The following is a 5812-nucleotide window of genomic DNA, read 5'->3' as shown; positions in this document are numbered from 1 at the left end:
TCTCAAGGAACGGTCGCTTCCTTCGTACTCACCCTCTCGGGCTTTCCTCCGGGCTTCCCTTCGGTGTTTCCGACTCTATCAGATCTTTCCGACCCCATTTCCTCGGTGCTTTCCAGGTCTTCGCTTTCGCGTTTCCCTTTCCGGCGGTTCCGACTCTATCAGAACCTTTCGGTGTCTGATTCCCAGTCAGCGGGGCTGTCTTCCCGGCCCGCTGGGCCGTTCCGACGAGTGAGACTTTAGCGGATTCCCGGCACCCGAGCTAATCGGGGGCCGCGTCCTTTCGAACACGGATTCCTCATTTCGCAAATGCACACCGAGGCATACGACAGCAGAGTGTCGATGAGTAGATGGCCTTACGAGATGGCTGACCGGGGACCGACCGGAGTCGGCGCTCACGTCGGACAGCTCGGAGGACATTACGCATCCGGCGAGGGGATGTCAACCCCCGCCCGCACCGTCTTGCCACGATCCTGGGTGAGGTCAGTCCTTCCTGCCGGAGGCCAGCTCACGGCTGCGGTCGCGGGCCGCCTCCAGTGCCGCGATGAGGGCGGCCCGTACCCCGTGGTTCTCCAGCTCGCGGATGGCGTTGATGGTCGTACCGGCCGGCGAGGTGACGTTCTCGCGGAGCTTGACCGGGTGCTCGCCGCTGTCGCGGAGCATCGTGGCGGCTCCGATCGCGGACTGCACGATCAGTTCGTGGGCCTTGTCGCGGGGCAGGCCGAGCAGGATGCCGGCGTCCGTCATGGCCTCGACGAGGTAGAAGAAGTACGCGGGGCCCGAGCCGGAGAGCGCGGTGCAGGCGTCCTGCTGGCCCTCGGGGACGCGCAGGGTCTGGCCCACGGCGCCGAAGATCTCCTCGGCGGTGGCGACGTGCTCCTCGGTGGCGTGGCTGCCCGGCGAGATGACGGACATGGCCTCGTCCACCAGGGCCGGGGTGTTCGTCATGACGCGCACGACCGGGGTGCCCTCGGCGAGGCGCTCCTCGAAGAACGAGGTGGGGATGCCCGCGGCGCCGCTGATGATCAGGCGGTCGGCGGGGACATGGGGGGCGAGTTCGTCCAGAAGGGCGCCCATGTCCTGCGGCTTGACCGTGAGGATCAGGGTGTCGGCGGTCTTGGCCGCCTCGGTGTTGCTGACCGGGGTCACTCCGTGCCGGGTGCGGAGCTCCTCGGCGCGTTCCGGGCGGCGGGCGGTGACCAGGAGGTCGGCGGGCGCCCAGCCGCCCCGGATCATCCCGCTGAGCAGGGCTTCGCCGATCTTGCCGGTGCCGAGGACTGCGACTTTCTGGCTCATGCGGTTCATCCTCGCACCGGCGATACGGGGTGCGGAGGGATTGTCCGGTGGGCGGACGCGGCTTCAGTCGGTGCGGCGGCGCAGGGTGGCCGCGCCGAGGGCGAGGACCAGGAGCGCGCATCCGGCGACGATCAGTACGTCCCGGACGAAGGCCGAGGTCGGGTCGGCGTGGTGGAGGATCTCGCTCATGCCGTCGACGGCGTAGGACATGGGCAGTACGTCGGAAATGGCCTCCAGTAGGGGGTGCATGTCCGCGCGGGGCGCGAAGAGGCCGCACAGGAGGAGCTGGGGGAAGATCACCGCCGGCATGAACTGGACCGCCTGGAACTCCGAGGCGGCGAAGGCCGAGACGAAGAGACCGAGGGCGGTGCCGAGCAGGGCGTCCAGGAGGGCGACCAGCAGAAGCAGCCAGGGTGAGCCGGTGACGTCCAGGCCGAGGAGCCAGACGGCGAGTCCGGTGGCGAGCGCGGACTGCGCGACGGCCACGGTGCCGAAGGCGAGCGCGTAGCCGGCGATGAGGTCGGCCTTGCCCAGGGGCATGGCAAGGAGGCGTTCGAGGGTGCCCGAGGTGCGTTCGCGGAGGGTGGCGATGGACGTCACCAGGAACATCGTGATCAGCGGGAAGATGCCGAGCAGGGAGGCGCCGATGGTGTCGAAGGTGCTCGGGCCGGCGTCGAAGACGTAGCGCAGCAGGACCAGCATCAGGCAGGGGACGAGGAGCATCAGGGCGATGGTCCTCGGGTCGTGGCGGAGCTGGCGCAGGACGCGGGCCGCAGTGGCGGTGGTGCGGGCGGTGCTGAACGCGGCCGGGGTCGTGGTGCTCATCGGGTCGGCTCCTCGGTGCGGTCGTCCGCTTCGTCGACGAGGCGCAGGAACGCGGCCTCCACGGTGTCGGTGCCGGTGCGGGTGCGGAGGTTCTCGGGGGTGTCGTCGGCGAGGACGCTTCCGTCGCGCATGAGGAGGAGGCGGTGGCAGCGCTCGGCCTCGTCCATGACGTGGGAGGAGACGAGGAGGGTGGTGCCGCGTTCGGCGAGGTCGTGGAAGAGGTTCCACAGGTCGCGGCGGAGGACGGGGTCGAGGCCGACGGTCGGTTCGTCCAGGACGAGCAGGTCGGGGGTGCCGAGGAGCGCGACGGCGAGGGAGACGCGGCTGCGCTGACCGCCGGAGAGGTTGCCGGCGAGGGCGTCGGCGTGGCCGGTGAGGTCGACGTCGGCGAGGGCGCGGGTGACGAGTTCGCGTCGGCGGCCGGCGGCCGCGCGGCCGGGGTCGAGGATCGCGGCGAAGTAGCCGAGGTTCTGCTCCACCGTCAGGTCGTCGTAGACCGAGGGGGCCTGGGTGACGTAGCCGACGCGGCTGCGCAGGGCGGGGTGGCCGGCCGGGCGGCCGAGGACTTCGAGGGTGCCGCTGACCTTGGCCTGGGTGCCGGTGATGGAGCGGATGAGGGTGGACTTGCCGCAGCCGGAGGGGCCGAGCAGGCCGGTGATCCGGCCTCGGGGAAGGGTGAAGCGAAGGTCGTGGAGGACGGTGCGGGTGCCGCGTACGACGGTGAGTCCGGCGGCGCGGACGGCGTCGGGTGCCGTCGGCTGGGGTGGCTCGGGCACATTATTCATCACGTGATGAATAATGTGCCCGAGCCACCCCAGCCGACGGCACCCGACGCCGTCCGCGCCGCCGGACTCACCGTCGTACGCGGCACCCGCACCGTCCTCCACGACCTTCGCTTCACCCTTCCCCGAGGCCGGATCACCGGCCTGCTCGGCCCCTCCGGCTGCGGCAAGTCCACCCTCATCCGCTCCATCACCGGCACCCAGGCCAAGGTCAGCGGCACCCTCGAAGTCCTCGGCCGCCCGGCCGGCCACCCCGCCCTGCGCAGCCGCGTCGGCTACGTCACCCAGGCCCCCTCGGTCTACGACGACCTGACGGTGGAGCAGAACCTCGGCTACTTCGCCGCGATCCTCGACCCCGGCCGCGCGGCCGCCGGCCGCCGACGCGAACTCGTCACCCGCGCCCTCGCCGACGTCGACCTCACCGGCCACGCCGACGCCCTCGCCGGCAACCTCTCCGGCGGTCAGCGCAGCCGCGTCTCCCTCGCCGTCGCGCTCCTCGGCACCCCCGACCTGCTCGTCCTGGACGAACCGACCGTCGGCCTCGACCCCGTCCTCCGCCGCGACCTGTGGAACCTCTTCCACGACCTCGCCGAACGCGGCACCACCCTCCTCGTCTCCTCCCACGTCATGGACGAGGCCGAGCGCTGCCACCGCCTCCTCCTCATGCGCGACGGAAGCGTCCTCGCCGACGACACCCCCGAGAACCTCCGCACCCGCACCGGCACCGACACCGTGGAGGCCGCGTTCCTGCGCCTCGTCGACGAAGCGGACGACCGCACCGAGGAGCCGACCCGATGAGCACCACGACCCCGGCCGCGTTCAGCACCGCCCGCACCACCGCCACTGCGGCCCGCGTCCTGCGCCAGCTCCGCCACGACCCGAGGACCATCGCCCTGATGCTCCTCGTCCCCTGCCTGATGCTGGTCCTGCTGCGCTACGTCTTCGACGCCGGCCCGAGCACCTTCGACACCATCGGCGCCTCCCTGCTCGGCATCTTCCCGCTGATCACGATGTTCCTGGTGACGTCCATCGCCACCCTCCGCGAACGCACCTCGGGCACCCTCGAACGCCTCCTTGCCATGCCCCTGGGCAAGGCCGACCTCATCGCCGGCTACGCGCTCGCCTTCGGCACCGTGGCCGTCGCGCAGTCCGCGCTCGCCACCGGACTCGCCGTCTGGCTCCTCGGCCTGGACGTCACCGGCTCACCCTGGCTGCTTCTGCTGGTCGCCCTCCTGGACGCCCTGCTCGGCACCGCCCTCGGTCTCTTCGTCTCGGCCTTCGCCGCCTCGGAGTTCCAGGCGGTCCAGTTCATGCCGGCGGTGATCTTCCCCCAGCTCCTCCTGTGCGGCCTCTTCGCGCCCCGCGCGGACATGCACCCCCTACTGGAGGCCATTTCCGACGTACTGCCCATGTCCTACGCCGTCGACGGCATGAGCGAGATCCTCCACCACGCCGACCCGACCTCGGCCTTCGTCCGGGACGTACTGATCGTCGCCGGATGCGCGCTCCTGGTCCTCGCCCTCGGCGCGGCCACCCTGCGCCGCCGCACCGACTGAAGCCGCGTCCGCCCACCGGACAATCCCTCCGCACCCCGTATCGCCGGTGCGAGGATGAACCGCATGAGCCAGAAAGTCGCAGTCCTCGGCACCGGCAAGATCGGCGAAGCCCTGCTCAGCGGGATGATCCGGGGCGGCTGGGCGCCCGCCGACCTCCTGGTCACCGCCCGCCGCCCGGAACGCGCCGAGGAGCTCCGCACCCGGCACGGAGTGACCCCGGTCAGCAACACCGAGGCGGCCAAGACCGCCGACACCCTGATCCTCACGGTCAAGCCGCAGGACATGGGCGCCCTTCTGGACGAACTCGCCCCCCATGTCCCCGCCGACCGCCTGATCATCAGCGGCGCCGCGGGCATCCCCACCTCGTTCTTCGAGGAGCGCCTCGCCGAGGGCACCCCGGTCGTGCGCGTCATGACGAACACCCCGGCCCTGGTGGACGAGGCCATGTCCGTCATCTCGCCGGGCAGCCACGCCACCGAGGAGCACGTCGCCACCGCCGAGGAGATCTTCGGCGCCGTGGGCCAGACCCTGCGCGTCCCCGAGGGCCAGCAGGACGCCTGCACCGCGCTCTCCGGCTCGGGCCCCGCGTACTTCTTCTACCTCGTCGAGGCCATGACGGACGCCGGCATCCTGCTCGGCCTGCCCCGCGACAAGGCCCACGAACTGATCGTGCAGTCCGCGATCGGAGCCGCCACGATGCTCCGCGACAGCGGCGAGCACCCGGTCAAGCTCCGCGAGAACGTCACCTCGCCGGCCGGTACGACCATCAACGCCATCCGCGAGCTGGAGAACCACGGGGTACGGGCCGCCCTCATCGCGGCACTGGAGGCGGCCCGCGACCGCAGCCGTGAGCTGGCCTCCGGCAGGAAGGACTGACCTCACCCAGGATCGTGGCAAGACGGTGCGGGCGGGGGTTGACATCCCCTCGCCGGATGCGTAATGTCCTCCGAGCTGTCCGACGTGAGCGCCGACTCCGGTCGGTCCCCGGTCAGCCATCTCGTAAGGCCATCTACTCATCGACACTCTGCTGTCGTATGCCTCGGTGTGCATTTGCGAAATGAGGAATCCGTGTTCGAAAGGACGCGGCCCCCGATTAGCTCGGGTGCCGGGAATCCGCTAAAGTCTCACTCGTCGGAACGGCCCAGCGGGCCGGGAAGACAGCCCCGCTGACTGGGAATCAGACACCGAAAGGTTCTGATAGAGTCGGAACCGCCGGAAAGGGAAACGCGAAAGCGAAGACCTGGAAAGCACCGAGGAAATGGGGTCGGAAAGATCTGATAGAGTCGGAAACACCGAAGGGAAGCCCGGAGGAAAGCCCGAGAGGGTGAGTACGAAGGAAGCGACCGTTCCTTGAGA

The 5812-nt window shown here is 70.1% G+C and carries 6 protein-coding genes; 3 read left to right on the top strand and 3 right to left on the bottom strand.

Annotation, left to right across the window (positions count from 1 at the left end; translation table 11 throughout):
• Positions 1-480: 480 nt before the first annotated feature.
• The 3 genes from proC (ACFWN1_RS31100) to ACFWN1_RS31090 form a co-directional block, all read right to left on the bottom strand.
• Positions 481-1293 (bottom strand): pyrroline-5-carboxylate reductase, encoded by an 813-nt coding sequence (gene proC / locus ACFWN1_RS31100; protein WP_384369370.1) that lies wholly within the window; start codon positions 1291-1293, stop codon positions 481-483.
• A 63-nt stretch (positions 1294-1356) separates the two neighbouring features.
• Positions 1357-2118, bottom strand: a complete 762-nt coding sequence (locus tag ACFWN1_RS31095; protein ID WP_384369373.1) for an ABC transporter permease — start codon at positions 2116-2118, stop codon at positions 1357-1359.
• Entirely contained in the window at positions 2115-2903 is a 789-nt protein-coding gene (locus tag ACFWN1_RS31090) for an ABC transporter ATP-binding protein (RefSeq protein ID WP_384369376.1), read from the bottom strand. The genes ACFWN1_RS31095 and ACFWN1_RS31090 overlap by 4 nt, the downstream gene beginning before the upstream one ends.
• A 6-nt stretch (positions 2904-2909) precedes the next feature.
• On the opposite strand from ACFWN1_RS31090, the gene ACFWN1_RS31085 reads away from it, so the two are divergent.
• The 3 genes from ACFWN1_RS31085 (at position 2910) to proC (ACFWN1_RS31075) (ending at position 5332) form a co-directional block, all read left to right on the top strand.
• Complete coding sequence (locus tag ACFWN1_RS31085) at positions 2910-3698, top strand: ABC transporter ATP-binding protein (RefSeq protein WP_384369376.1); 789 nt, start codon at positions 2910-2912, stop codon at positions 3696-3698.
• Positions 3695-4456: an ABC transporter permease gene (locus tag ACFWN1_RS31080; RefSeq protein ID WP_384369373.1), complete on the top strand. Its 762-nt coding sequence runs from the start codon at positions 3695-3697 to the stop codon at positions 4454-4456. Before ACFWN1_RS31085 ends, ACFWN1_RS31080 begins: the two co-directional genes overlap by 4 nt.
• Before the next feature lie 63 nt (positions 4457-4519).
• Positions 4520-5332 (top strand): pyrroline-5-carboxylate reductase, encoded by an 813-nt coding sequence (gene proC / locus ACFWN1_RS31075; RefSeq protein WP_384369370.1) that lies wholly within the window; start codon positions 4520-4522, stop codon positions 5330-5332.
• Positions 5333-5812: the final 480 nt, after the last annotated feature.

The sequence above is a fragment of the Streptomyces sp. NPDC058459 genome (assembly GCF_042721685.1).
Classification (GTDB): Bacteria; Actinomycetota; Actinomycetes; order Streptomycetales; family Streptomycetaceae; genus Streptomyces.
The sequence above is the reverse complement of the archived record's forward strand: the minus strand, read 5'-3'. Positions and strand labels throughout refer to the sequence as shown.